Source organism: Bradyrhizobium sp. PRIMUS42, from assembly GCF_023006515.1.
In the GTDB taxonomy this organism is placed as follows: Bacteria; Pseudomonadota; Alphaproteobacteria; order Rhizobiales; family Xanthobacteraceae; genus Bradyrhizobium.
The window spans coordinates 60,644-86,997 of the sequence record NZ_JALBGZ010000002.1 but is presented as its reverse complement, the minus strand read 5'-3'; the positions used below and the strand labels follow the sequence as shown (position 1 = coordinate 86,997).

The window sequence follows — 26,354 nt, the reverse complement described above, 5'->3', positions numbered from 1 at the left end:
CCATGGACGCACAGACCATCATTGCTCGACGCGTCGCCAAGGAGCTCAGGAGCGGCGACCTCGTCAACCTCGGTATCGGGATTCCGACGCTGGTCGCGAACTACGTTCCTCCCGATCTCAAGGTGTTCTTTCAGTCGGAAAACGGTTTGATCGGCACGGGGCCGATTCCGGAGCAAGGCATGGCTCATCCGACGCTAACGGACGCCGGCGGCCGCCCGATCAGCGCCCTGCCCGGCGCCAGCACTTTCGACAGCGCCATGTCGTTCGGACTGATCCGCGGCGGTCATGTCGATGTGACCGTCCTCGGCGGACTTCAGGTCGACGCGGAGGGACATCTCGCCAACTGGATGATCCCCGGCAAGATGGTGCCGGGAATGGGCGGCGCAATGGATCTCGTCAGCGGAGCCAAGCGGGTGATCGTCGCCATGCAGCACGCGGCGAAGGGGAAATCAAAGATCGTTCCCAGATGTTGGCTGCCGCTGACTTCTGTACGGCCTGTGAACCTGGTGGTGACCGAAATGGCGGTCATTGGCTTCCCGGACGGCAGGGCCACTCTGCTCGAAACCGCACCCGGCGTCGGCATCGGCGAGGTGATGGCGGTGACCGACGCTGAGCTGGCCGTTCCCGACAAAGTCCCTGAAATGAAGATCTGAGCAGGTCGGCACCATGCGCACATTCAGCGACTTCGATGAGATCAAATCCGCTGTCGGCACCGAGATCGGCGTCAGCGACTGGATCGAGGTGACGCAGGATCGCATCAATCGGTTTGCGGAAGCGACCTGCGACGAGCAATGGATCCATGTCGACCAGGAGCGGGCAAAGAAGGAGCTGCCGGGCGGAACCACGATCGCTCACGGCCTGCTGTCGCTCGCGCTGGCGCCGATGTTTATCCGTTCGGTCATCGGGCTGAAGGGACTGCGCAACACTCTGAACTACGGCGCCGACAGGATACGCTATCTGGCGCCGGTGCCCGCGGGTTCGAGGTTGCGCGGCCGCATCACGGTTGCCGAGGCGGAGGACGTGCCACCGGACGGCCTCCGCGTCAACTACCATCTCGTGATCGAGGTCGAAGGCGGCAAGAAGCCCGCATGCGTCGCCGAGCTGATCGCCCTGCACTATCGCTGAACGCGCTCAGTCGATGATATGATAGCCGCCATCGATGTAGAGGACGCCGCCGGTGATCAGCTTGGCGCCGTCGAGGGCCAGGAACGCTGTCGCATTGCCGACATCGTCGATGCTGACCAGGCTGCGCGCCGGCGCCTTCGACTGCGCCTTGTCCATGAGTTCGTCGAACTCGGGGATCCCTGATGCTGCGCGCGTCGCCAGAGGTCCGGGTGAGATCGCGTGTACACGGATGCCTTTCGGCCCTAGTTCGGCGGCAGCGTAGCGAACGGCGGCTTCAAGCGCCGCTTTCGCCACGCCCATGATGTTGTAATTCTCCACCACCATCTGGCTGCCGTAATAGGTCATCGTAAACAGCGTGCCGCCATTCTTCATCAGCGGCTCGGCGAGATGCGCCATCCGTAGGAACGACCAGCAGGAGACATCCATCGTCTTGAGGAAGCCGTCGCGGCCGACGTCCACAACGCGACCATGCAGCGCCTCCTTCGGCGAGAAGGCGATCGAATGCAGCACGAAATCGAGCTGCCCCCATTCCTTCGCGATCCGCTCGAAAACCTGTTCGGTCTGCCCCTCTACCATCACGTCCAGTGGCATGAAGATCGGCGCATCCAGCGCCAGGGCCAGCGGCTCGACATGCTTTTTAGCGCGCTCATTGAGATAGGTGACGGCAAGATCGGCTCCAAGCGCGCGAAACGCCCTGGCGCAACCCCAGGCGATCGACTGATCGTTGGCGATACCCACGACAAGGCCCTTCTTTCCCTTCAGGGCAACCTTGGTATCCGGGAACACGGGAATCATGACACCCTCTCTTGTCTCGGGTTGGTCGACGGCTTGGTCATCAGCAGCGACAGCGTGTGCTTTGCGATCATCAGTTCCTCGTCGGTCGGCACGACGTAGACGGGAATGCGGCTATCGGAGCGCGATATCAGCTTCGAATTTCGGGCGTTCTCAGCCGGATCAAGCGTAACCCCGAGCCATCCGAGCTGCTCCACCACGCGCGCGCGAAGGGTTGCGGAGTTCTCGCCGATGCCGGCCGTGAAGACGAAGGCGTCGAGGCCTTGCAGGGCGGCGGCGAGCATCCCGGCATTGAGACCGATCCGGTAGGCAAAATACTCGATCGCCAGCTTCGCATTGGCGTCCGAGCTGCCTTCCAACTCGCGCATGTCGTTGCTGACGCCCGAAAGCCCCTTCAATCCGCAGTCGCGATACAGGAAGTCCTGCACATTCGAGGCAGACATCCCCTTCTCGGAGATCAGATATAGCACGACTCCGGGGTCGAGCTGACCGGGCCGCGTTCCCATCGGAAGGCCATCAAGCGCGGTAAAGCCCATCGTGCTCTCGACGCTCTGCCCCTGGCTCATCGCACACATCGAAGCGCCACTGCCGAGATGGGCAACGATCACACGACCCTTGGCGATATCCGGCGCGATTTGCGGCAAGGCATTTGCGATATACTCGTAGGACAAGCCGTGAAAACCGTATCGCCGCACGCCTTCGGCATGGAGCCGATGCGGGATTGCGTAATGGTCGGCGAGCGGGCCATGCGTACGATGAAACGCGGTGTCGAAGCAGGCCACCTGCGGAAGCGCTGGGAAACCGGCAAGAATCGAACGAATGGGTGCCAAATTGTGCGGCTGATGCAGTGGGGCCAGCATCACGAAGCGTTCGAGACGAGCAACCACGCCGTGGTCGATCAACACGGGCCGATCGTATTCCGGACCGCCATGCACGACGCGATGCCCGACAGCGATCGGATGGATGCGAAGTTCGTCCCGCAACCATTCGCCGGCCGTGCCCATCGCGGCGGGAACGTCAGGCACCGCCTCGATCGGGTAAGCGCGATCGGCGATCGGATTGCCATTCGCGCCACTCGCCCGCAACCGTGGACGACTGCCGATGCCGTCGACCTGGCCCTTGATCTGGCGCCGGAGCTTGCCTTCTCCTTCAACAGAATAGACCTGGAACTTGACGCTGGAGGAGCCGGCATTGACGACGAGGATCGTATCCATGGCGGTCACGCGGCGACTGTTGGCGAACGTTGGCGCCTGGCGTTGGCATAGAGCGAGGCCACTGCGCACGATGCCATCCGCGCACGCGGCGAGTCCGCGCGCGAGGTCAGGACGACCGGAACGCGGGCGCCGAGCACGAGGCCCGCACCATCGGCCTTGGCGAAATAGGCCAGATTCTTCGCCAGCATGTTCCCGGCCTCGAGGTCCGGCACGACAAGGATCTGCGCCCGGCCAGCCACTTCCGATTTGATCCCCTTGATGCGCGCGGCCTCGATATCGATCGCGTTGTCGAAGGCCAGCGGTCCGTCGAGCACGCCGCCGGTAATCTGGCCGCGATCAGCCATCTTGCAGAGCGCCGCGGCTTCAAGAGTCGATGGAATTTTGGACGTCACGGTCTCGACCGCCGAAAGGATCGCCACCCGCGGCGATACGCCGAAGCCGGCCTGAACGTAGAGATCGATCGCGTTCTGGATGATGTCTCGCTTGGCATCGAGATCGGGAAAGATGTTGATGGCCGCATCCGTCACAAACAGGGTTTCGGCATAGGCCGGCACGTCCATCACGAATACATGGCTGATGCGGCGGTCGGTGCGCAGGCCGCCCACTTTCGCGGTCACGGCCCGCATCAGCTCGTCGGTATGCAGGCTGCCCTTCATCAGCATTTCGCCCTTGGCCGCGTGAATGAGCTCGACGCTTCTGGCGGCCGCTTCGTCGCTGTGAGCGGCGTTGACCATCTCGAAGCCGGCGATATCGAGGCCGTGCTTTCCCGCGATATCCCTGATCCTGTTTTCAGGCCCGACCAGGATCGGGCGGATGATGCCTGCCTGCGCGCTGTCGACAGCGCCGCGCAGCGAGGTTTCGTCGCAGGGATGCACCACGATTGTCGGAAGCGGCGGAACGGCCTTTGCTGCGACGATTAGTCGATCGTACTTGCTGGGAGACTGTGTTTGCCTCGTTTCGGCTGACATGATCTGGCTCCCGGTCCTTTCAGACAGCCTTACGACGCCTTCGCCTTTGGATCGAAAGGGGCGACGTTCGACACGCCCTCCCCGGCATCGACGCCAAACAAGGCGGCGACACGCTGCAACCTTCTTGCGCGCTCGCCCGTGATGTCGCCGCTAGCGGAGAGCACCTCGCTGATCGCCGTGAAGGCGGCACGCCGCTGGGTCATATCCTCGGGCAACAGCTTCCGGATGGCATCAACGGCGCCTTCCCGGTCGATCAGCAGCATGAAGAATTGCTCTCGAACCAGCATCTTGAACTCAGGCAACGTCATTCGCGGTCCACTGTAGTCCCGGCGGATCTGGCGCAAGGCCTCAATGCTGCGCTCATCGACCATTCCGCGCGCTGAGCCGATATAGAGCAGGCTGCGGATGGCTGCCTCGCGCAGGCCGCCTTCGCCGATCGTCGATTTCAGCTGCGCAATCCGCGTCTCCAGCATCGCGCGATGCTCGGGCGTCATCTCGCGCCGCCGGGATGGTTCGGACGTCGGATCGATTCCGACGGCCGCCTGCAAGGCTGGCGAGCCATAGACGTTGAGGAAGATCGTTTCGCTCAGCGCTTCCTGTGCATCGCGCCAGCTATCCAGCGCGTGCACAATCTGCTTGGACATCTGCTCCTGGAAGGCGACGAAAGGATTATCCGCGGAAGCCGGCTTGCGATTGTCCTCGATCTCCTCGGCGGCCGATTTCACCGCCGTCATCCATGGATTTTGACTGCTCGCGGCCTCATATTGCAGCCGAAGTGGATGCAAGTTGCGCATCATGTCCGCCATCTGCGGCGTCACCATGTTCTTGATCCAGGGCCGCGCGAACTTCTGGTAGGCGGCAAGGTTGAGCTCGGAGACGCGCTTGGCGGCGGCGAAGCGCCGCTCGTCCTCAGGGGAGTTGCCACCCATGGCGCGGATATCGTCGAGCGTCCGCGCCTCGCAGCGCATCACCCACTGACCAACGACGAGATCGGAGTTCGTGGTTTCCTCGCCCTTGGCCTCGAACGTCGCTTCGTAGAGCCCCGGCGGCAGCACGTCGATCAGGTCGATATTGCTGGAGAACTCGGCGTGCTCCTTCTTGGCAACCCCGCCAGAGACGAAGATGCCGAGATGGCCGATGCTCTTGTGAACGGTGTAGACGATGGTCTGCCCATAGGCCCGGATCTCGTCGACATCGGCATAGCAATCGAGGATCCAGTCCAGCGCCTGCTGCGGCGGGGTGACATTGTCGCCTTCGGAGCAGAACACGAGAATGGGCGATCGGATATTGCGCAAGTCGACCTTCTGGCCGTCGGACATCTCGATCTTGCCCGCGGCGAGATTATTACCGATGAAAAGCTCATCGACGATGAACTGTATTTCCTCGGCGTTGAGGTTGACGTGCCCACCCCACCAGCGTTCGAATTCGAGATAGCGGTCAGCCTCGGTGTCGACCTTGGAATAGACGTTGTATTGCTTGGTCCAGAGCGTATTCGACGGATTTTGGCTCTCGAAATTCTGCACCAGCCAGGCGCCGTCGAACTTCCCGGCGCCAAGATCGGAGGTCATCGCCGTCAGCCAGCTTCCGCCCAGCAGACCACCGGAATAGCGCATCGGATACTTGCCGTGCACGCCCGCCCAATAGGCGAGCGGCGCCCCGGCAATAATGAGCGGTCCGAACAATTCCGGCCGCAGCGACGCCAGGATCATGACCGCCCAGCCAGCCTGGCAGTTTCCGATCACGCATGGCTTGCCGTCAGCCTTGGGATGGAGGCTGATGACCTTCTCGACGAACAACGCTTCGGCCCGTGCGATGCGCTCGATGGTTTGTCCCGGCATCGGTTCCGGCAGGAAGCCGACGAAGTAGCAGGGATGCCCGGCCTTCATCGCAACGCCGATCTCGCTGTCGGCCTTGAAACCGCCGATGCCCGGCCCGTGGCCGGCGCGCGGATCGACAACGACGAACGGCCGCCGCTCGGGATCAATTTCGACGCCTTTCGGCGGAATGATACGAACCAGCGCATAGTTGACGGGCTCGTCCAGCTTGCGGCCGTCGATGATCAATTCGGCGGCATATTGCAGGACGTGCGGCGCGGTCTGCGCGACGTGCTCCCTGTACTGGTCGCCGCGCCGGCGCATGATGTCGAGGAACAGGACGCTCCGCTGGCTGGCATCGACCATGTATTCGACGGCCGAGGCGACAAGCCCCGACAACGGGCCGCTTGGCACTGTAGGTTTCTCCATCGACATGTTCCGTACCTCATCGTCGCGCGGTTTCATCCAAGGCACTCAGAGTTGGCCGATGTTGATTTAGGTCAACGGTCGACGATGCTTGCGGCTGCGGAACGGCGCGGTCGGTCCTGATCCAGGCCACCATGAGCTCCCACGCCACCGACAGGATGATCGGCCCGATGAAGAGACCGACGATTCCGTGCCCCAGCGTGCCCCCGATCACGCCGATGAGGATCACGAGCGTCGGCGTCGTCAGGCCGCGCCCCATCACGAGAGGTTTCAATATGTTGTCGAGAATGCTGACGATTCCGAGAAAAAGCGTCAGCAGCAACGCCGTGCCGAGGTCTTTGTCGGTCCAGATCCAGATGATCACCGGCAGCATGATGATGGCTGCGCCGATCTGCACGACGGAGAGCATCAGCACGACGAAGGCAAGCAGCCCAGCAATCGGGATGCCGGCCAGCTTGAATCCGATGCCGGCCAGCAGCGCCTGGACGACTGCGATGCCGATCACGCCCTGGGATACCGCGCGAATAGTTGCGCCCGCCAGGTCCAGGAAGTGCTCGCTTTGTTCGGGCACGATCCGTGACAGGAACTCCCTGCCCGCCGTCACGAGCTGCGGTCCATAGGGAAAGAGGACGCCGGCGACCGCCACCGATAGCAGGAACTTGATCGTGCCCACGCCGGCATCGCCCGCGACGCCAAGCAGCGTGCCCGCAAAGGGCTTCAGATAAGGCACAATCCGCTGCAGGACCGAACGGAGATTGGTCGAGGCCTGATCCCAGAAATCGTAGAGCTGCGTTCCGATCAGCGGCCAGGTCTTGATCGTCGCGGGCGGCGACGGAATGGCCAGATCGCCCGCCGCCAGCTCGCCGGCGAAAGCTCTGATCCCGTCGACCGCGCCGAGTCCGAGCCAGGCCGCGGGCCCGATGACGATCGCGAGATTGATGGCCGTAAGAATGACCGCGGCGAGCTTCGCCCGGCCGCCCAGGATCTTTGCGAGCAAAACAAAGACGGGATTGAACGCGACCGCGAGCACGAGAGCCCAGACCAGGATCGTGACGAAGGGACGGACCAGATAGAACGTCCAAACGATCAGCAGAGCGAGCAATCCGAGCCGGATCACGAGCTGGATCACGTCCTCTCCGGTGAGAAGCTGGCGAAGTGTCTTCAAGGCGGCGTCCAGGTCAGACTATCAGCAAGCGTAGCTCGCAGCTTGGCGATACAATCTTGATCTGGATCAAACACTCCACGGGCCGCGGGGACCTGATCAGCCGACGCCGGGCCCTATCGGAGCCGGTTTGCCTTACCGGGAGCCGCGATGTCGGACGCCGCCAGCTACAGTGCACGCGAGCACTTACCAGATGGAAGTCAGGTCGAAATCCGGGCGCTTCGCCCTGAGGATGAGTCCGGCATGCTCGCCGCAGTGGAACAGACCGGCGCCCGATCATTGCAGCGCCGGTTCTTCGCGACGAAGCACCACTTCTCCGATCGCGAACGCGCCTTCTTCATGAACGTCGATTTCAGGAACCACGTCGCGCTGGTGGTCCTTGCGACGGAAGCCGGCCAAAATGCCATCGTCGGAGGCGGCCGCTACATCGTCTTCGAACCCGGACGTGCCGAGATGGCCTTCATGGTGGTGGACGCCTGGCAGGGACGCGGAATCGGTTCGATGCTGGCCCGTACCCTCGTTGCACTCGCTCGCAGCGCCGACCTGGCCGAGCTGACGGCGGAGGTTCTTCCGGAAAACGCCCGGATGCGCAGCGTGTTCGACAAGTTGGGCTTCGCTTCAGCAAAGCTTGATCCGCACACGATTCACCTGGTGTTGAAGCTCAGCTGATGTGGAGCCGTAGAGCTATCCTTTCGCTCACTATACAAATCGTCCCTCTGCGGTCTAGCGGCGTTGGCGAGCCCAATCCGCGCAATGAGCCTGGCGACGTCGATCGAAATCCTCACGCCGGATTTCCTGCGCAAGCGCGGTGCACTCGAAACGAGTCGTTGCGGAGAAACCAGACGCATTCAATCACAATCTGGAAACAGTGCCGTCAAAATATCTGGCGGTGCGCATGGATTTCGTTGCGCCCTCCTGACATTTTTCTTGATCTCCGGTGCACACGTCGCGCACACGCAACTCGCAAACCATCTTCTAAGACTGAACTCTCGCTCCAATCCATCATGGGCGCCACGGAAAACAAATACCCCCAAGATTCGCTGGCTTCGCCCCACGTATCCGATGGAGTGAGCATGAAAAGCCGCCTCTCTCTGCTGTCCGGCTAAAGACAGACATCCATCGCCTAAGCGAACGGTCCGTTCAACCAGAATAAGTCTGATCGCTGGTCAGGAAGCGCAAGGCGGCCCTCACGAGCGGTAAAGAGAAGCAGAATAGGCTCGTCTTCGGAGGATTGATCCGAGCCTCAACAGACTGTGAAACGCCGGCTCAAATTGGACACGCTCGACCCATGGACGCGGGCGGCAGCCTGCTCAACATCGGGCCCTCGCGGTCGCGCTCCTGCTCGTCTTTAGTCAACGATGGAACACTTCAAATCAGCACGTCATGAGGCGCGGGTAAAATGGCGTGATGCGGAAGGTTATGAACGGGGGCAACCGCGTGTTCGTCCAGTGCATTAGGGATCAATTTGCCGATGATGTGGAGATCCTTTTCCTGACCGAGCGAAACGTGCGGATCGAGTGGGTTATTAACCTCAACTACCGCGACGAATGTGGGAGGAGTTGCATAGCTATCGAAGCGAAACGCCAGTTCTGCGCCGCCAATTTCGGAGGCAACTTTAGCCGGCTGTACGGGTCCCAAGGCAGTTGCAGCAGATTGCGCAGCCTGCGGCCAGTTTCCGGCGTTACTGCCATTTGCGACGCTTGGTTCGACCATCTCGGCTGCTTCCGGTGCGTCTTCAGAGCGGCGTGAATCGTGCCCGGAGTTGCCGTGCTCCACGACGGTCGGCTCTTCCCCGGCTGACGCTCCCGCAACATCCAAAACCGGAGCGTGATGCTCGGCGCCATTTCCCGGTGCGAAGCCAGCTTCAGTCAACTCTGTGGCCGCGTGTGGAGGACCTGGCTCTGAAGCGTGCTGTGAGCCACCGCCGCCCGTGATGCCAGCCGTTGCAATGCTCGGCTCACCGAGCTCAGCTGCTTCCGGTGCGTTTGCAGACGCTGAGTGCCCCGAATTGCCGTGTTTCTCGCTGTCTGGTTCCGCCGTCTTCGCTGACCCTCGCGAAGCGTCCGAAGCAGGGGGATGATGCTCGTTGTCATGGCCGACGCCATTCCCACGTATGATGCCAGCTTCAGTCAACTCCGCTGCTGCCTTCGCAGACCCTGGCTCCGAAGCGTGCTGTGAGTTATCGCTGCCCGCGCCACCGGCCTTTGCGACGCTTGGCTCACCGAGATCAGCTGCGTCCGGCGCGTCTGCAGAGGTTGAGTGCCCTGAATTGCCGTGCTCCACGCCATCTGCTTCTGCTGTCTTCGCTGACCCTCGCGAAGCGTCCGAAGCGGGGGGATGATGCTCGTTGTCATGACCGACGCCATTCCCCCGTATGAAGCCCGCTTCAGTCGACTCCGCTGCCGCCTTCGCAGACGCTGGCTCCGAAGCGTGCTGTGAGTTATCGCCGCCCGCGCCACCGGCCTTTGCGACGCCTAGCCCACCAGGCTTGGCTGCTTCCGGTGCGTCTGCAGAGGTTGAGTGCCCCGAATTGCCGTGCTCCACGCCATCTGCTTCTGCTGTCTTCACTGACCCTCGCGAAGCGTCCGAAGCGGGGGGGTGATGCTCGTTGTCATGGCCGACGCCATTCCCCCGTATGATGCCCGCTTCAGTCAACTCCGCTGCCGCCTTTGCAGACCCTGGCTCCGAAGCGTGCTGTGAGTTACCGCGGCCCGGGTTACTGAGGCCTGGCTCACCAGGGTCGGCTGCTTCCGGTGCGCTTGCAGACGTTGAGTGTCCCGAATTGCCATGCTCCACGCCATCTGCTTCTGCTGTCTTCACTGACCCTCGCGAAGCGTCCGAAGCGGGGGAATGATGCTCGTTGTCATGACCGACGCCATTCCCCCGTATGAAGCCCGCTTCAGTCAACTCCGCTGCCGCCTTTGCAGACCCTGGCTCCGAAGCGTGCTGTGAGTTACCGCGGCCCGGGTTACCGAGGCCTGGCTCACCAGGGTCGGCTGCTTCCGGCGCGCTTGCAGACGTTGAGTGTCCCGAATTGCCGTGCTCCACGCCATCTGCTTCTGCTGTCTTCGCTGACCCTCGCGAAGCGTCCGAAGCGGGGGAATGATGCTCGTTGTCATGGCCGACGCCATTCCCACGGATGATGCTCGCTTCAGTCAACTCCGCTGCCGCCTTTGCAGACCCTGGCTCCGAAGCGTGCTGTGAGTTGCCGCGGCCCGGGCTACCGAGGCCTGGCTCACCAGGGTCGACTGCTTCCGGTGGTTTTGGCGAGGCTGGGTGTCCCGAATTGCCGCGTTCCACGCCATCTGCTTCTGCCGTCTTCGCTGACCCTCGCGAAGCGTCCGAAGCGGGGGAATGATGCTCGTTGTCATTGCCGACGCCATTCCCCCGTATGACGACAGCTTCAGTCAATTCCGCTGCAGACCCTGGCTCCGGAGCGTGCTGTGAGTTACCGCCCGCTGAGAGGCCAGAGCCAGCCCCCTCATTAATGGGCTCATTCTTCGATGTGAGATTTTCAACTGCCGCGCTATGAACAAGCACGATCGGTGAAACATGAGGCGACCCGCCGGACCCGTCAGCGCTCTCATCCCTTGTACCCGCCGAATCGCTGCTGAAGGTTCTGAACCTGGCCGCGCCCCCTAAGCCGGTCCGAGCCTGCCCGAATTCGAACCCCAAGCCGTCGTCGGCCAGAATGCTCCAAACTCCAGCGGTCCCGAGCGTGCTCCCGCTCGTCTCGATTACTGTATGGGCACTGTCCGTACTCAGAACAGTCTCATCGCTTGCGGTCGCCGAAATCAGCGCTTCTTCGAACTGCTCCAAGGTGATCGCGACAGCCGCGCCTTCCGGCTGGCCGACGAAATCCGACTCCGCAATGGAGACAATCCCTTGCAGATGGATTTCGAGCAGGGCCCTGTCCCCGACATCAAGACTTCGATCGGTCGGGTTCACGTAGACGATCGTTTCGTTGGTTGCGGGATCGTAGATCCAAGCGAGGGTATGCGGCGGTATAGACTTGCTTGCTGCCGTCAAATGGAGCCAGGCAAGCGCTCCGAAAGCAGCAAGATTGATTCGGCTCGATCCAGATGCGAAATCGAAGCCAGAGTGGGAAGAGCTCGAATTAGAATCGATCGCGGAGCGATAAACAACATTTTCGCCAACGTTGCCGCCCATCAGTTGATCGTGGCCATCTCCGCCAATACCGGCCTCGTGACCAGTGTCCAGTGAGCCAAAAGGTCCTTGCAGGTTGTCATCCGCAGCGCCATGACTCATTTGGCTCGAAACGCCTTCTCCAGCAACGCGTTCGTTGCCGGTGGTCACAAGCGCGGCAGGCAGGCGCAAATCGTGCAAAGGGAAAGCCGGGGGCGAGCCGTCTACCTCATTGGTATCAGCATCGGTGATCGCGGCCAGTTTTGTGGTCGCATTTTCGGCGGTGACCACCACGAAGCTGTCGATCGGCGCTTTGCCCGGGTCATGCGATTGCACCGCAAGATGGGGATCATTCAATGCGTAAATCAACGCACCGGTCAAAGTGGCGAAGGTGCCATACCCTCCGTGAATCAACGTCGAAGTGGAATTAAGCCGCGGGAATTGATGTTCCGCGGTCGGGTCACCACCGATCTGTGGGTCGCTGGCTCCCCGCAGTAATGGCGTAGGAAGATTGAGCGTGCTCGATCCAACTGGCCCGTAGTCTTTCCACGCTTTCGAGCCTACGGATTGCTCAGCCGGCCGCAGCGCTTCTACTGGCGCCGCCGGGTTCGTGACTAGGCTCGCCTTGGCAAGGAAGTCCCTCTGGGTGAGCGCGGGCGTCTCGCCGGATTCCTCGACCATGAGGGTTCGGAGAATAGCTCTTTTCCAGGGCTCATATTCGGCATGCTCTCCCGCGCGACCGACGCTGTCGTCATCCGGATCCACGTCGTGCGCTTCCGACGCCTTGAGTTCGTCCGCAATTGCGAACGCCAGGAACACCAGCGCAAGATGGCCGAAGCCGGACGGGCGCTGCAACAACGCGAGGGTAGCGAGCACGGTTCTGTTGGTAATTTCGAGCTTCTGAAATATGTTGTAGAGGTGTACTTTGACTGTCCCTGGGGAAACGTTTAGCTGGCGCGCGATCTCCTTGTTCGACATTCCTTCTGAGACTAGTCGTACAATTTGACGCTCCCGGTGCGTCAACAGCTCCAGCATCGTTTCAACTTTGCCGCCGCCGTCAGCTCCCTCGTCGGCTGGCAAGAGATCGGATTGCTCGGGCGACACGCTGCGCTTTGTCATCAGGCGCAGCAATCGCAGCATAGTGTCGGAGGAAGCATGCTTCGAGATTACGCTGGAGGCGCCAGCAGCAATAGCTGCGGTTAGATCGTGATCTGCTTCGGACTCGGTAAACAACACCAAGCGCGTGGAGAGATTCTCAGCTTTCGCAATCGCGAGGATCTCGGGTACCGTCAGATCTGGCAGGTTGTCAGCAACAAGCGTGACGTCGGGTGCCAAATTCCGAATTGCTTCGAGGCAGCTTGTTCCATCGCTGCATGATGCGACAACGTCGAAGTCCTGCTCTGCCCCGAGCACCGACTTCAGCCCCTGTAGAACGATCGGTTGTCGATCTACGATCAGAAGCCGGATCCGTCTCTGCTTCACAGACACGTCTAACATGGACTCTGCCTCGGCCCGACCATCTATGTACTTCGGCATATGGCCGAGGCCAAGCCGAATTATTAAAATACAATTAATCGCGCAGGAAAAACAATTAATCGCGCAGGAAAAAGAGGCTTAGCGGGCCAAAAACGACCTAAAATCACAAGCTTACACGGCATGTAGGCGAGAAATATGCCATTTGACCCAATGGCCATTGCCATTGACTGGCTGGATGCTTACCGCGCGGGCGACATCGAGGCGATCTTAGAAATGTATGCCGAAGATGCCGTGGTGCACTGCGGCTGCGGGGGCGTCAAAACCATTACCGGCCACGAGGCACTTCGTGCCTATTGGATTGATCGCCTCCGAGAATATCCGGCGGGCACGTTGAGCGATCTCAATCCGTCGCACGAGGGGACCATTATCTCGTACGTCACCAATAGTGGTGCCATGAGTGCGCTTTTCTCGTTTGACGTTACCGGGAGGATCAAGAAGTTAGACTGCAGTCCCTCACACTAGACCTGCGGCGCGATCGTTAGCGAAAGCATGTCGAAGGGCGATACGCCTCCAGCAGAGCGCGAATGCCAACTTGAGGCCTCCCAGCGACTGCACGGCCCATGCGGCGCGAGCGTGTGAAGGCGCCCAAGCCTCGGCTTCAACTTGAAGCGATGCCGCTCGAACTCGTCTTCAACGAGGATATCAGCGGGCCAGATGACGAGAGCACCTATCGCCATTGCGTGTCGACGGCACGGGCGGTCGCCACGTTCGGCTTCCTTGCACACACCAAATTGTCGTTCGTCATGCGATCAATTGTGATGTCCGCGGTAGTCCTGCCTGGCACCAGCTGGAGCCAGAGGCACAGTATCTCCGCCGCGGCATGCGATCGTCGGGCCACGCAGGCTCGCCATTGGCTATGGGAACCATATCTTTGGTGGTCGGTTGGCTTGCTGTTGAGCTGGCACTCTGCAGAGCAGCACGACATATCGGCATGAGTTCTAGTGCCGAACATCCGTCGGGAGCCAATCCCATGATGGACCACGCGACCAGAGTTGGTAATCGTTTGTTAGCAGGGTTGCCACCAGCGGATTTTGCTTTGCTTGCGCCCCATCTGCGGAAAGTCGTGATCGAACGCGATTCCGTGCTCGTCCGATCGGGCGAACAGATTGAACATCTTCTCTTCCCCCTCAGCGGTGCGATCGCGGCGATCACGGGGCTGCCGAACGGGCAGACAGTTGCTACGGCGATAATCGGGCACGAGGGCGCTGTGGGTTTGACGTCAGCGTTTGGCGCATCCGCCGCGCCCGCGACGGCGGTCGTCCGCATATCCGGGGCCGCGCTGCAGATCTCGCCTGCGCAATTCCTGACAGCACAACATCGCAGCCCCGCAATCGCATCCATGGTGCAGGTCTTCACGATGTCGTTGTTGACGCAACTCCAGTACACGGCGGCCTGCAATGCACTGCATTCCGTCGAAGCCCGCCTGGCGCGCTGGCTTCTTCACATCCACGATCGTGCGAATGGAGTTGATCTGCTCCCGCTGACGCAAGAAACATTGTCGGAGTTGCTGGGCGTCCGCCGCACCACTGTCACGCATGTCGTGTGCACAATGCGCGCGTCAAGGGCGTTGAAATCCAATCGGCGCGGCCAGCTCGAGATTGATCGGCCGCGGCTCGAAGCCGTGGCATGCGAGTGCTACAAGGTCATGAGCCGCAGAATCGATCGGATAGTCTCGCGCGGCGCGGTCGGGCTCGGCCATGGGAATCTAGCGCGGCCCTCTTCCCGCTCGCCCGGTAGCCGAATAGCCGGGACAGGCTCGTAGAACCGAAGCGCTTCGCGAACCACTCGCACATGCACCCTCGCGGTTCAGCAAAGGTGCACGAGACTCGGTCGTTACAAATTGCCGCATCCTGAGCGAGCTCAAGAACGTTGCAGCGATGGCTGGCTCCCGGCCGAAGCTAACCAGACATCAAGGTTCGGGTCATCCATTCGCCTTGGGACGCTCGTCACAACGACGCGACCGTTACGGCGGTGAATCAAGGCGGCTCGGCTGGCCAGATGTGCTTTCGGCCTCGCGTTTGGCCTGTCGGAGCGCAAGGCCCAACCTGGCTTTGGCCGCACAGCAGCCCATAGGGCTCCCTCATGGGCCGAAAAGATCTTACCGGCTGGATTCGGTTGCGCTGGAAATCCGCGTATTAGCTCCGGGGCAATCGGCCTTGCGCCTTTCCTCGTTCTCATCGTCTGCGCAATCGACCCCACCATTTGCACTTGGAATTCCAGAGCTGCCGCCGGTTGCGAAGGGCCCTTTGGCACTGCCTCCGCCAGCACCGGACTCGCCGCTACCGCCGGATCCACCGCCGGATGTCCCGCCGGCACGAGAAGATCCAGCAGGGCGACCGCCAGGTGCTCCCCCGCCCCCTGATGATCCGCCACCGGAACTCCCCGGCCCTGCCGCGGATGACCGATTATTGTCGAAGAACGACTGGCCGCTGTCGCTTTGCCTCGCCCCGTGCAAGCCGCCCGAACGTGCAATGGCTTTTGAACTCAAGGAGGTGGACAGAAGCAGCGTCATGACAGGGGGCGTCACGGCTGCAAATCTTCCGCAGGTTTTCAAAAATGCCCGCCGGTCGTCGTCTTCGTTGCCGTCTCGGGTCACGACGCGCCTCCTCGATTTAAAATATTATTTACAGTATTATATATTAAATGAATTCTCAACCACTAATTTTCTTGGCCTTGTGAGAGTTTGCTGAACGTGCGTGCCCCGGACAGAACGCCGGCAATTTCCGGCGTCTTCCCCCGGTTTTCCGGGGCACCCTGCCAACGCGCAAATTTGAGTTGCGTTACGGCATTTAATTTGGTTAATTTTAATTTAACCGACCGGGCGCGGGCTCGGCTACAATGGACCCTTGCGATGCCACTGCAATTCTATCGGTCCGTCCGGGACATGGAGATCTGGAGTGCGAACAGTCACGGCTTCTCGTTCGTGATCAGTTTCGGAAGCCCGGGAGGTCCGGGCTTCCACGGACGCTCGGGCTACCTGGCGAGTTGGCGTCCGCTCCACAACAACCAAGCCGCAATCAAGATTGGCGGCTCGCCCTTTCGAACGTTGGCCGAGGCCGAAGGGGCCTGCCGCAACATGATTGAGCATCTCGCAGCGCCATAGACCGCCTTTCGGCAGACTCCTGAAAACGCCAGACACGGTCAATCAGCGCTGGCCGGATCCTGACGCAAAAGATCAGGGGAATCCAACTCACCTGGTGCTGAATGCAGCTCGTTTCGCGAAATCGCCAATGCCGCAAGAACCGTACGATTGCTGATATCCAGCTTCTGAAAGATATGATGAAGATGGACCTTGATCGTACCGTCGGCAAGATTCAACCGACGCCCGATCTCCTTGTTCGATAGCCCCTCCGATACCAGCCGCATGATCTGCCGCTCCCGGTCAGTGAGCTGTGTCAGGGACTTCTCACCGGCGTGGGGCTCCTCGCTGACGTGATCGGTGCTTGGGGCCGCTGCTTGGCGCCGGGCAGCTTTCCGCAAAGTTGCGACCAGCATCTCCACACCCGAATCCTTCGAGAGGACGATGCAGGCGCCGTCCGAGGCCAGCCTTTGTAACTCATGGTCGCCCGCCATACCGGTGAAAAAGATTATCGGAGCACGGCGGCCGACGGCCTTTGTAGGAGCGAGGATCCGCTGTCGACTGAAGTCGGGCAGTGCAGCATCGACAAGCGCGACGTCCGGCGCAAGAAATCGAATTGCCTCGATACAGCTAGCGCCATCGCTGCAAGAAGCAACGACCGCAAAATCACGCTGCGCCGCAAGAACGCTCCTAATCCCTTGCAAGACGATCGGATGTCGATCAGCGATGACAATTCTGGTACGGCGCATGCTTCCCCTGCCTATTGCTAACAACCCCCCTTGCGGCCGTTTAATCCCCCCTTTTGAGACGCGCGAGTCTATAACCAGTCAGCCCCGTCAATAGCGTCGCGTCTTAGGTCTGAGACAGCACCTAGCGGCAACGCTCGATGGCCACGCTACCGTAGCTCGCCCAGAGAATGCTTGCAGCACCGTAAGAATGCGGTGCTCAACGGCAAATAAGAAACCGCAAATTCCACGGGGATATTGAACGTTTCATCTACAATTTTTGATAGCATCGATCTGAAAATTCACTCCAAGAATGTCGTCGGCGTACCGATCGGGAGGGTTATTATTATGATCGACATCCAACTACCTTAGTTAGAGCCGGATATTACGAACGATATATAGGGACATTCACGATTCAAATCTAACATTCGACGAAGTTTCACTGAGGCGAGGCTGTTCGTGAAGCCCTCGCATCGGGAAGAGAGGTGTGAAAAAGTATTACTATTCATCAAAGCAACGGCAGGTAATCAAGGACAGACAAAGGCTGCGGTTTATCGTAGCCCCTGGAGTAACCGATGAAGTCTCGGTACCGCGCTTGAAGCTGATTCGCCAATTCAGCAACTTCAATGATCGGCACGGGTCGTCGTTGGCAATGAGTAGGTGATCACATGTATTCTTCGGCGATTTTGCATCAAACACATAAGGCCCTCATCGTTCAATTCACCGAATTGCAGAACTTACGTAGTCGCGTGTTGAAAGCAGAGAAGCGATTGCTCGAGCCCAAGCGACGTCCCCCCGGACGGAGGGCGCTTGGGAAACGACCGCGCGGTCGGGGACACGGTCTCAACCGCTAGCACCAAGTACTGCGCTGCACACAAGCGCCGCCGCGCGCTCGGATCACGCTTGCCCAACCCTGGTATGACCTGATAATGCCCCTCCTGTTTCGGTTCGGAAGTAGCTGGGGACGGCTTCCATGGAGAAGGGTGACTGGGCCAACTTGACCACAGCCGAGCTGTGGCGGCTTTACGATGAGGTCACGACCGTTCTCAGTCGCAGGATGACCGCGGAAAAGGCCAAGCTGGAAGAGCGGCTGCGCAAGATTGAGGGGACCGCCGTTTCGTCCCCGACCGGGGAACGTCAGCGCCGTCCGTACCCCCCGGTGCTGCCGAAATACCAGAACCCGAAGAACCCGTCCGAAACCTGGTCCGGCCGCGGCAAGCAGCCGCGCTGGCTGAAAGCGCAGCTGCGCGCCGGCAAGAAGCTGAACGATCTCCTGATCAACCGCTCGTCCGCACAAAGACGCCGCCGGACCGGCTGAGCGCTGGCGCGCCGCGGCGGCCCATCGGACCGCAGAATTTACCGATCGCTGTCCGATCTTCCGTTAGGACTGCCGTCACGGCCGCCATTGCCGAAGCCATTGTTGCCACGCACAATATGGCCCCCCGAACTGGCTATCGCGGCCGAGGTCAAGGAGGTGGAGAGCAACAGCGTCACCGTCGGAGGGGTAACAGCGGCGAATTTTCCGCAGGCCTTCAAGAATTCACGACGATCATCGCCTTCCGTATCGAGTTGGGTCATCGGCTCGTCCTGCTACTATCCAGCCCAATAGCAAGGTACAGCAGAATCATCGCCCCCTCAAATTAAATAAGTTAACCACGTGATTTGAATTTCGCGTCTGACGATCCCGACTTGCATCGGCTGGCGGCCCGTGGAGATGAAACTTGAAATATTTGTGCAGAGCTCAAGCGCAAGCTCGTAATTTTATTTTGACATTTAATTCCAGGACAATTTATAGTATTATTTAATTTGGCCGCGGTCTTGGAGGCCCAGCTCCAGGCACGGCAGCCGGAGTCTGCGGATTTGCATGTTGATTTCCAGCTTCACTCGTTGAGCGGCCTCTTTGCCCGAGCCAACTCCCTGCGCGCCGAATACGCAGCCGCAAAACCTTGGCCGCACATTGTCGTCAATGACGCCTTTCCCGAGAAGCTGTTGGACATGGTCGCTGCCGAATGCACCGCCCTCCAAGAGGCTCGTCTGATTACCACGAACACCGATCGCCTGGTGAAGCAGGAGGTATCAGACGGATTGGGGCCGGCCACCCAGCATCTGCTGAGCCTGGTGGATAGCGCCCACTTCCGAGAATTCATTTCGGCAGTCACTGGTGTTCGCGATCTTCAATCCGATCCGACGCACAAATTTGCGGGAGTGCATCGAACGCCGCCAGGAGGCTTCACGAAGATCCATCGCGATTTCGAGATTCACCCGACGACCGGACTGTTCCACCGGGTCAATCTGCTCATCTATCTCAATCGGGATTGGCCCGAATCCTACGGCGGCAGCCTCGAACTGTGGCCTGCGGACATGTCAGCGCTCGGATGCCGCATCTTCCCGCGGTTCAACACCATGATCCTCTGGGAGACGCACGGTGCCACTCTCCACGGCCTTCCGGACCCGGTCTCCTGTCCCCCTGGTCGAATGCGCCTTTCCGTCGCATCCTATTACTACACGACGACGCGCCGCGTCGCCGCATCGGGCGAACGCCGAGTGCAGTATTGGGCGGCGCGACCCGGCGAGGATCAATGGATCGAGCGAATGAGCTGGCAGGATCACTTGCGCGCGGTCATACCCGATCCGCTCTACAACGTGCTCCGGGCGGCGCGCGATTGGATATCCAGAGCGCGCCGGTCGAGAACACGATGAAGCCGGCGCCTTCCAGCAGCAACAGCGGGACCCATCAATGACTGCGATCGGCACCTCAGTCAAACAATTGCGATCTGGCGATGTGGACACGAGCGCACTTTGCAGGCCAGGCTTCTCGCCTGCTCGACTGCGAATGCTGATGAAGCGCGCCCTCGCTGAAACCGGACTAGACATGTCGGGAATGACTGTACTGACCGAAGCTGCAACTGGCGCGTATGCCGTGACCCCCGTCCTGGCTGCAATGGCCGGAGCCAAGCACGTCTACGCGTTCACGAAACCTGGCCGCCATGGGACTGTGACCGACGTCAAACGGGAGACTTTCGAGATCGCGGCCCCCCTAGACGTCGCTGACCGCATCGAGATTCTGGAAAAGATCAGCCACGAGGTGCTCCACAGCGTCGATATCGTGACCAACAGTGGCCACCTCCGTCCCCTTACAGCTGCGCTGATCGACCAGCTGCGCGGCGACGCCGTGATTGCCTTGATGTTCGAGGCCTGGGAGTTTCGTCGCGAGGACCTGGATATCGAAGCGTGCGCACGGCGCAAAATCCCGGTGGTCGGCGTCAACGAGCGACACCCCGCCATCGACGTCTTCTCATTCCTTGGCCCGCTCGCCGTGAAGCAGTTGCACGATTGCGGGCTGGCGGTCCTGGGCAGCAGAATCGGCTTGCTCTGCGACAATGACTTCCTTGCCCCGCTGCACACCGGGCTGGCAAGCCTGGGGGCGAACGTCAAGACCTTCGACAGCGTTGCGGCAGTTCATCCTGGCGCATGGGACGCCTTCGTCGTCGCCTTGCAACCAACGGACGCGCCGCGCGTCGGCCAAGCGGAGGCTGCGCATCTCGCCGCATGCGCGCCCGACGGCGCCGTTGTGGTGCAGTTCTGGGGCGACATCGATCGAGCCGTGCTGGCCGCCAATGGTCTTGCGATCTGGCCTGCACACTCGGTCGGCCAGGGCCATATGGGCATTCTGCTGTCGGAGATTGGCCCCGAGCCGATCATACGATTGCAGACCGGCGGTTTGCGCGCGGCCGAGTGGGTCCGCCGAGGCGGTGCCGTCACAGAGGATGGTTTCGCCCAGCTCGTACCATGGCCGGAGGTGATATGACGGAGCGCCCGCAGCCCGATGTCGTACTCCTCGCGGACGGGCCGACGGGCTTCGCGGCGCTTCGCTCGTTGGCTGCGCACTGCCGCGTGACCCAGATCTTCCGGAGACCGGACCAGCCCGACGCGAGCGCGTTAGCGTCGTTTGCCAACAATCGCGGCATCCCGGTCACGGCGATGCAGGACTTGAACCAGCTTCAGAAAGTGATCGCAGAGGTGCGCCCGGCGGCCGTTGTGATCTCTTCGTTCGATCGGATCATCCCGCCGCAGATTCTCGCATTGTGTCGCTTCGTCAACGTGCACTATTCGCTTCTGCCCTATTACCGCGGCCGCGCCAACGTCAATTGGGCAATCATCAACGGCGAGACGACTGCCGGGATCAGCATTCATCTTGTCATCCCGGAGCTTGATGGCGGCAATCTGTTGTTTCAGCAGGCCATTCCGATCGGCGCGAATGACACGGTCACCTCGCTCTACGAGCGCCTCAACGCGATTCTGGAACGTGAGCTCGGCGGGGTCGTCGTACGAGCGATCACCGGCTACCAAGGGACCTCTCAAGATACCGACAATGCCTCCTATGGCTGCGCCCGTGTTCCGGAAGATGGAGAGATCGACTGGCGCCAGCCTACCGACACCATCGATCGGCTGATCCGCGGCTTAACACCGCCATTTCCCGGTGCCTTCACCCATCTGGACGGGCAGCGGCTCATCATCACCAACGCGTTGCCGCGGCTTGATGCTCCCTGCTATATCGGCCGCGTACCTGGCCGGATCGTAGGACGGTCAACTTCCGAAGGCTGGGTGGATGTGCTGACCGGCGACGGCGTCCTGCGGATGCTCAGTGCCCTTCCTCCCAACTCCGAGCAACCATGTGCTGCCGCTTCTGTCATCGGATCGACGCGCGCTACCCTGGGGCTGTCGCGGCTTGATCTTCTTCGCCGGATCGTCGCGCTTGAAGACAGGCTCGCTTCGCTCGAGCAGATCAAGTGCGCTCATGAGTAAGCGCAACCGTTCTGGCCAGGGAAGGATCGAGGCATTAACGCCAGTCCTTCACACCCCTTCTCGTCCAATCGTGACCCAGAGCCCGTCGCGGCCCGGACTTTGCACGCGAACCCAGCGATAGGTCGTCCGCGACCACGGCTTGACCTGCGGCGTGAGATTGTCGAGCACGAAATCGCCGCTCCCGGTACGTACGAGCAGCACCAGATGATGTTCACCGGATCTGACGACGACTTCGCTCAATAGCAGGACGCGCGCCGGCCAGCCGCGCCGAAGCAGCTCGTGACGCTTGCTCACCGCGTAATCGTTGCAATCGCCACGAGCGGGATTGATGATCCACGCCTCGCCCGCAAGACCGAGCTCGTTGCGGGCCGGCTCGATCGCGAGATTGACCCTGCGATTGATCTCCCACAGCTCCGCCCATCGCTCCTCAGTCAACCGGATCGACCCGCCCCGAAAGAACCGCCGCGGGCGGCATTCGGCCTCATAGCGCAGGCAAAACAGGGTGTAAGTGAGGGGCGGAAGAGCCGGCCGCCCCAGCTCGATCTGCGCAGGGTCCGCTTGGGGGACCCTTGGCACGGCCAGCAATGCCGCACCGGCCCATTGAACGCCCCCGAAGATAATCACGACGGCTGCCGCGATGACCAAGCCTGAGGTCCGTTGCATTTGCCGATCCTCCTGCGAATGCCCGATCGACGCGGACCTCGGCACAACGCTGCCGATCGCGCAGATCACCACCTCGCTATTTAATCCATATAATTATATTTAATTTACACGATTAAAACAAGATTATTTATTTCGTTTAAACACGGTGGCCAATTCGCGTCAGCGACAATTGCAAACAAGGAGCGAGAATGGAGCGAGAAACCGGGCAAGGCTGGCCCTTTTCCTGCAAGCCGTGCGAGGCGCGATCCCCGACAACCGGCGTCGCCACCGCAAAGCGAGACAGACCTTTTCCGATCGCAGATTATTTTATTGATTTAATTACCCACCATGCTCAAATCGCAAAACACAGCCCTCGCAGCAGGACTGACTTCATATGCCAATTGAGCTGCTCGTCATTGTGGGAGCTGAAGCTTCAATACTCGGCTTCGTCGTCGCGATGACCCTGCGCGCCAAGCGGATGGACGTGCTGAGCGGACGGTCGCTTGAGCAATCCGTGATCTCGGCACGGCGCGACAGACACTCACCGCGGCCGATCGGTCGATGGGCGCGCGATCTACTGCGGGGCTGGGCGCAGCAACGCTGACGCCCCATTGTAGGGGCGCCAGCCCGCTTGCGTTTCGTCAAGCGCTGCTCACGGCTTGCACCGAGACTCACCGCTCCTTGAATGCACGCTCCGCCTGATCGTGCAGTGGCTTGAGCAGATACGACAGCGCAGTCCGACCAGCCGTCTTGATGAAGACCTCGACCGGCATTCCTGGCAGCAGCTTGGCCGAGCCGAGCTTCGCCAGCTCCTCCGGCCTCAGCAGGATGCGACCCGTGTAGTAACTTGTGCCGGCGCGCTGATCCTGCGTGATATCTGCCGAGACCATGCTGACCTCTCCATCGATCTCCGGAGTGGTCTTCTGGTTAAACGCAGCGAAACGCATTGTCGCGGTCTGCCCCACATAGACCTGGTCGATGTCGCGCGGGGCGATCTTGACCTCGACGGCAAGCGAGTCCGCGTCAGGCACGATCAGCATGATTTGCTCGCCGGGTGAGATGACCCCGCCGACCGTGTGCACGCTAAGCTCGTGGACGCGGCCGGTCTGTGGCGCCCTGATATCGATCCGATGCAATTGATCGACCGCCGCAGTCTTGCGCTCGCCCAGCTCGGAGAGCTTTGAGCGCGCTTCGATCAGGTCCTTGCCGACTTCCGTCCGCAGGTCCTGGTCGATCTGAATGATCTGGAGACCGATTTCGGAGATCTTGCCTTTCGATTGCGCAATCATGCCGGCCAACTGGCTGCGCTCGCCTTCGATGCGCGCGGAGTCGCGCTCGAGGGAATTGAGCCGCGTGATCGGCACCAGATTCTTCTGCCAGAGGCTGCGCACGCCCTCCAGCTCCTGGCGGATGAATTCGACTTCCTTCTGCTTGGCCTCGGTCTGCCCCGTATAGCCCTTGATTTCGTTCTCCAGCTGCGCGCTTTTCTCCTGCAACTGCGCTTTCTGCCCGCTCCTTGCCTGACGGCGAAGGTCGAACAGCTTCCGCTCCGCAGTGATTGCGCGGCTAGCCTCGGAGTTACTCTCCTTGGCTCGGTCGAGCAGCACCTTGGGAAACACGAGCTGCTCGGCACCATCGCGCTCGGCCTCGAGACGAGCCTGGCGCGCGAGCAGCTCATCGATGCTGTTCGTGACGATCGTCGCATTGGCGAGCGTCTGAGTCTCGTCGAGACGGATCAAAACGTCGCCTGCATTGACCCGATCGCCCTGGCGCACACGCAACTCACCCACGATCCCACCCGTGGCGTGCTGAACCTTCTTGACGCTCGAATCCACCACGACCACGCCCTGGGCGATCACGGCGCCCGACAACTGGCTCGTTGTCGCCCAGCCGCCGACCCCAAATGTCACCAGACCGAACATGATCATACCGACGATCATGTAACGCTGGATAGACTGCATCGCCGGCGCCACCTGTCCGTTCATCGGCTGCCTCCTTGAGCTTCCGCAACCACCTTGAGCGGCACGGGATTTCGCAAGACCTTCTTGAGGACCTCCTCTCTCTTGCCGAAGGACTGAACTCTGCCTTCCCCGAGGCACAAGACATGATCGACGCCTTCAAGCGCCTTCGGACGATGGGCGACCACGACGACGATCCCGCCGCGTCGGCGCACGTTCAGGATTGCCTCGGTCAGCGCCTCCTCGCCCTCGGCGTCGAGATTCGAGGATGGCTCGTCGAGCACGACCAGGAACGGTTTGCCGTAGAAGGCGCGTGCGAGCCCGATGCGCTGCCGCTGCCCCGCCGACAGCGCCAATCCTCCCTCGCCGATCTTCGTGCCGTAGCCGTCCGGAAACGAGAGGATGAGATCGTGCGCGCCCGCGGCATGCGCGGCCTCCAGAACAGCGGCGGCGGTCGCCTGCGGATCGAACCGCGCAATGTTCATTGCAACGCTGCCGTCGAACAATTCCACGTCCTGAGGCAGGTACCCGATGTGCTTGCCGAGGGCGTCAGAAGACCAATGATCGAGTGCGGCGTTGTCCAGCCGTATGCGGCCTCGAATGCTCGGCCATACCCCCACCAGCGCGCGAGCCAGCGTCGATTTGCCGGATCCGCTCGGCCCAATGATTCCAACCGCCTGCCCGCGCCGCAGTTGGAACGACACTTCATTGACGGTGGGCCGCTCCGAGTTCGGGGCGCCGATACAGAGATGCTCGACGGTGAGAGCTTCAACAGGAGGAGGCAATGCCAGCCGTTCTTCCTCGCTGGGGAGAAGCTTCAGCAAAGCATCGAGCCGTTGTCCCGACTGCCGCGCAGCGACGAACCCTTTCCAGTTCGCAATGGCCAGTTCGACGGGCGCCAAGGCCCGCGCGCTGAGGATCGATCCGGCGATGATGATGCCGGCCGTCGATTCCTGGTTGATGACAAGGACTGCGCCAACGGCAAGAACCAGCGACTGCAGGATTGCCCGGAAGATCTTGGAGGCGCCGCCGAGGCTGTTTGCTACATCGCTGGCCCGCTCATGAGCCGCGAGGTACTTCGCGTTGACATCGCGCCACCGCAACGCCGCCTGTTGCCGCATGCCCATGGCCTGCAGAACCTCCGCATTTCGTCGGCCCTCGAGCGCGAGTGCCGTTCGCGAGACTGCGAGGCGGGAGGACGCCTTCGCCGGCCCCCGCGTCCGGGTTTCTGTGAGCATGGTAATGCCGATCAACACCAACGCGCCGACCAGCGCAGTGACGCCAATCCAGAAGTGAAAGAGGAAGCAAACGCCGAGATAGATCGGCATCCACGGCAGATCGAACAGCGCCGTCGGCCCGCCGCTCGACAGGAAGCTGCGGACCTGATCAAGATCCCGCACCGGCTGCAGGCCGTCGCCATCGGCCCTGGTCTTCAAAGGCAGGCGCACAAGCGCGTCGAATATGCGAACGCCGAGCCTTTCATCGAAATACCGGCCGACCCGCGCGCTGATCCTGCTCCTGACGAAGTCGAGCCCACCCTGAAACAGGTAGAGGACCGCGGCCAGGACCATCAAGGCGATCAGCGTCGGTATGCTGCGCCCAGGCAGCACCCGATCATAGACTTGCAGCATGAAGAAGGAGCCGGTGAGCATGAGGAGATTGCTCATCCCGCTGAAGGCCGCGAGAGCCCAGAAAATCCGGCGGCAAGACCGCAGGAAAGCCGACATCTCTGACTGCGGCTCGTCATAGTTCTCCGCCGGTCGGAGGCGAGCGACGAAGACCCGCTGCCGCAGGGCGTCAACCCAGCGCCTTGCCCAGCCGACCAGCCGCGACGTCGGCCGTTCGGCATCGTTCGCCAATTGGTGCCTGGACGACCATAGTCCCGACAAATGCATAAGTGGGATCCGGTAAAGATTCGCAGGCGGGGGGATCACCCCCCGCCGTCCAACGTCAGTCATGAC

At 61.0% G+C, this 26,354-nt stretch carries 21 protein-coding genes and 2 pseudogenes; 11 read left to right on the top strand and 12 right to left on the bottom strand.

Annotated features, from left to right (window positions below; all coding sequences use genetic code 11):
• The first annotated feature begins 2 nt into the window (after window positions 1-2).
• Together MOV75_RS00900 and MOV75_RS00895 are read left to right on the top strand one after the other, a co-directional pair.
• On the top strand, window positions 3-653 hold the full coding sequence (locus tag MOV75_RS00900) for a 3-oxoacid CoA-transferase subunit B (protein WP_246916331.1): 651 nt from the start codon (window positions 3-5) through the stop codon (window positions 651-653).
• A 13-nt stretch (window positions 654-666) separates the two neighbouring features.
• Window positions 667-1,125 (top strand): MaoC family dehydratase, encoded by a 459-nt coding sequence (locus tag MOV75_RS00895; RefSeq protein WP_246916333.1) that lies wholly within the window; start codon window positions 667-669, stop codon window positions 1,123-1,125.
• Between the two features lie 6 nt (window positions 1,126-1,131).
• On the opposite strand, the gene fabI is transcribed toward MOV75_RS00895, so the two are convergent.
• From fabI to MOV75_RS00870, 5 genes are read right to left on the bottom strand one after another with little or no spacing between them, the layout of a single operon-like run.
• Entirely contained in the window at window positions 1,132-1,920 is a 789-nt protein-coding gene (fabI, locus tag MOV75_RS00890; RefSeq protein WP_246916335.1) for an enoyl-ACP reductase FabI, read from the bottom strand.
• On the bottom strand, window positions 1,917-3,131 hold the full coding sequence (locus tag MOV75_RS00885; RefSeq protein ID WP_246916337.1) for an acetate/propionate family kinase: 1,215 nt from the start codon (window positions 3,129-3,131) through the stop codon (window positions 1,917-1,919). Before MOV75_RS00885 ends, fabI begins: the two co-directional genes overlap by 4 nt.
• Before the next feature lie 5 nt (window positions 3,132-3,136).
• A complete protein-coding gene (locus tag MOV75_RS00880) occupies window positions 3,137-4,099 on the bottom strand; it encodes a phosphate acetyltransferase (protein ID WP_246916340.1) in 963 nt (320 codons plus the stop codon).
• A gap of 29 nt (window positions 4,100-4,128) precedes the next feature.
• Window positions 4,129-6,348, bottom strand: a complete 2,220-nt coding sequence (locus MOV75_RS00875) for a DUF3141 domain-containing protein (protein WP_246916498.1) — start codon at window positions 6,346-6,348, stop codon at window positions 4,129-4,131.
• 10 nt (window positions 6,349-6,358) lie between these two features.
• Window positions 6,359-7,504 (bottom strand): AI-2E family transporter, encoded by a 1,146-nt coding sequence (locus MOV75_RS00870; RefSeq protein WP_246916342.1) that lies wholly within the window; start codon window positions 7,502-7,504, stop codon window positions 6,359-6,361.
• A gap of 147 nt (window positions 7,505-7,651) precedes the next feature.
• On the opposite strand from MOV75_RS00870, the gene MOV75_RS00865 reads away from it, so the two are divergent.
• Together MOV75_RS00865 and MOV75_RS00860 are read left to right on the top strand one after the other, a co-directional pair.
• Complete coding sequence (locus MOV75_RS00865) at window positions 7,652-8,170, top strand: GNAT family N-acetyltransferase (protein WP_246916343.1); 519 nt, start codon at window positions 7,652-7,654, stop codon at window positions 8,168-8,170.
• Between the two features lie 96 nt (window positions 8,171-8,266).
• Window positions 8,267-8,396 (top strand): annotated as a pseudogene (locus MOV75_RS00860) (lipoyl synthase); the annotation flags it as partial.
• Between the two features lie 473 nt (window positions 8,397-8,869).
• Here MOV75_RS00860 and MOV75_RS00855 read toward each other — a convergent pair.
• On the bottom strand, window positions 8,870-13,144 hold the full coding sequence (locus tag MOV75_RS00855; protein ID WP_247004525.1) for a LuxR C-terminal-related transcriptional regulator: 4,275 nt from the start codon (window positions 13,142-13,144) through the stop codon (window positions 8,870-8,872).
• A 174-nt stretch (window positions 13,145-13,318) separates the two neighbouring features.
• On the opposite strand from MOV75_RS00855, the gene MOV75_RS00850 reads away from it, so the two are divergent.
• The gene (locus MOV75_RS00850) at window positions 13,319-13,645 is read left to right on the top strand and encodes a nuclear transport factor 2 family protein (RefSeq protein ID WP_247004523.1); all 327 of its coding nucleotides are present in this window, start codon (window positions 13,319-13,321) and stop codon (window positions 13,643-13,645) included.
• A gap of 508 nt (window positions 13,646-14,153) precedes the next feature.
• A complete protein-coding gene (locus MOV75_RS00845) occupies window positions 14,154-14,945 on the top strand; it encodes a Crp/Fnr family transcriptional regulator (RefSeq protein ID WP_246916346.1) in 792 nt (263 codons plus the stop codon).
• 543 nt (window positions 14,946-15,488) lie between these two features.
• Here the strand turns inward: MOV75_RS00845 and MOV75_RS00840 are convergent.
• Window positions 15,489-15,779: pseudogene (locus MOV75_RS00840) on the bottom strand (hypothetical protein); the annotation flags it as partial.
• A 545-nt stretch (window positions 15,780-16,324) separates the two neighbouring features.
• Window positions 16,325-17,011 carry a response regulator transcription factor gene (locus MOV75_RS00830; protein WP_246916348.1) on the bottom strand — a complete coding sequence of 229 codons (687 nt, stop codon included), beginning with the start codon at window positions 17,009-17,011 and terminating at the stop codon, window positions 16,325-16,327.
• A 949-nt stretch (window positions 17,012-17,960) separates the two neighbouring features.
• On the opposite strand from MOV75_RS00830, the gene MOV75_RS00825 reads away from it, so the two are divergent.
• A complete protein-coding gene (locus tag MOV75_RS00825; protein ID WP_246916349.1) occupies window positions 17,961-18,305 on the top strand; it encodes an H-NS family nucleoid-associated regulatory protein in 345 nt (114 codons plus the stop codon).
• A gap of 38 nt (window positions 18,306-18,343) precedes the next feature.
• Here the strand turns inward: MOV75_RS00825 and MOV75_RS00820 are convergent, their stop codons facing one another.
• Window positions 18,344-18,565 carry a hypothetical protein gene (locus MOV75_RS00820; protein ID WP_246916351.1) on the bottom strand — a complete coding sequence of 74 codons (222 nt, stop codon included), beginning with the start codon at window positions 18,563-18,565 and terminating at the stop codon, window positions 18,344-18,346.
• A 240-nt stretch (window positions 18,566-18,805) separates the two neighbouring features.
• Here MOV75_RS00820 and MOV75_RS00815 point away from each other — a divergent pair, with 240 nt between their 5' ends.
• The 3 genes from MOV75_RS00815 to MOV75_RS00805 are packed head-to-tail and all read left to right on the top strand — an operon-like array spanning window position 18,806 to window position 21,793.
• Window positions 18,806-19,687 carry a 2OG-Fe(II) oxygenase gene (locus MOV75_RS00815; protein WP_247004521.1) on the top strand — a complete coding sequence of 294 codons (882 nt, stop codon included), beginning with the start codon at window positions 18,806-18,808 and terminating at the stop codon, window positions 19,685-19,687.
• 37 nt (window positions 19,688-19,724) lie between these two features.
• Complete coding sequence (locus MOV75_RS00810) at window positions 19,725-20,795, top strand: hypothetical protein (protein ID WP_247004519.1); 1,071 nt, start codon at window positions 19,725-19,727, stop codon at window positions 20,793-20,795.
• Window positions 20,792-21,793 carry a methionyl-tRNA formyltransferase gene (locus MOV75_RS00805; RefSeq protein ID WP_247004517.1) on the top strand — a complete coding sequence of 334 codons (1,002 nt, stop codon included), beginning with the start codon at window positions 20,792-20,794 and terminating at the stop codon, window positions 21,791-21,793. Before MOV75_RS00810 ends, MOV75_RS00805 begins: the two co-directional genes overlap by 4 nt.
• Before the next feature lie 48 nt (window positions 21,794-21,841).
• On the opposite strand, the gene MOV75_RS00800 is transcribed toward MOV75_RS00805, so the two are convergent.
• Window positions 21,842-22,438: a transglutaminase-like cysteine peptidase gene (locus MOV75_RS00800; RefSeq protein WP_309486919.1), complete on the bottom strand. Its 597-nt coding sequence runs from the start codon at window positions 22,436-22,438 to the stop codon at window positions 21,842-21,844.
• A 391-nt stretch (window positions 22,439-22,829) separates the two neighbouring features.
• Here MOV75_RS00800 and MOV75_RS00795 point away from each other — a divergent pair, with 391 nt between their 5' ends.
• On the top strand, window positions 22,830-23,039 hold the full coding sequence (locus MOV75_RS00795) for a hypothetical protein (RefSeq protein WP_247004515.1): 210 nt from the start codon (window positions 22,830-22,832) through the stop codon (window positions 23,037-23,039).
• 67 nt (window positions 23,040-23,106) lie between these two features.
• On the opposite strand, the gene MOV75_RS00790 is transcribed toward MOV75_RS00795, so the two are convergent.
• Both MOV75_RS00790 and MOV75_RS00785 read right to left on the bottom strand, forming a co-directional pair.
• On the bottom strand, window positions 23,107-24,420 hold the full coding sequence (locus tag MOV75_RS00790; protein WP_246916359.1) for an HlyD family type I secretion periplasmic adaptor subunit: 1,314 nt from the start codon (window positions 24,418-24,420) through the stop codon (window positions 23,107-23,109).
• Window positions 24,417-26,351, bottom strand: a complete 1,935-nt coding sequence (locus tag MOV75_RS00785; RefSeq protein WP_246916361.1) for a type I secretion system permease/ATPase — start codon at window positions 26,349-26,351, stop codon at window positions 24,417-24,419. The genes MOV75_RS00790 and MOV75_RS00785 overlap by 4 nt, the downstream gene beginning before the upstream one ends.
• Between the last annotated feature and the right edge of the window lie 3 nt (window positions 26,352-26,354).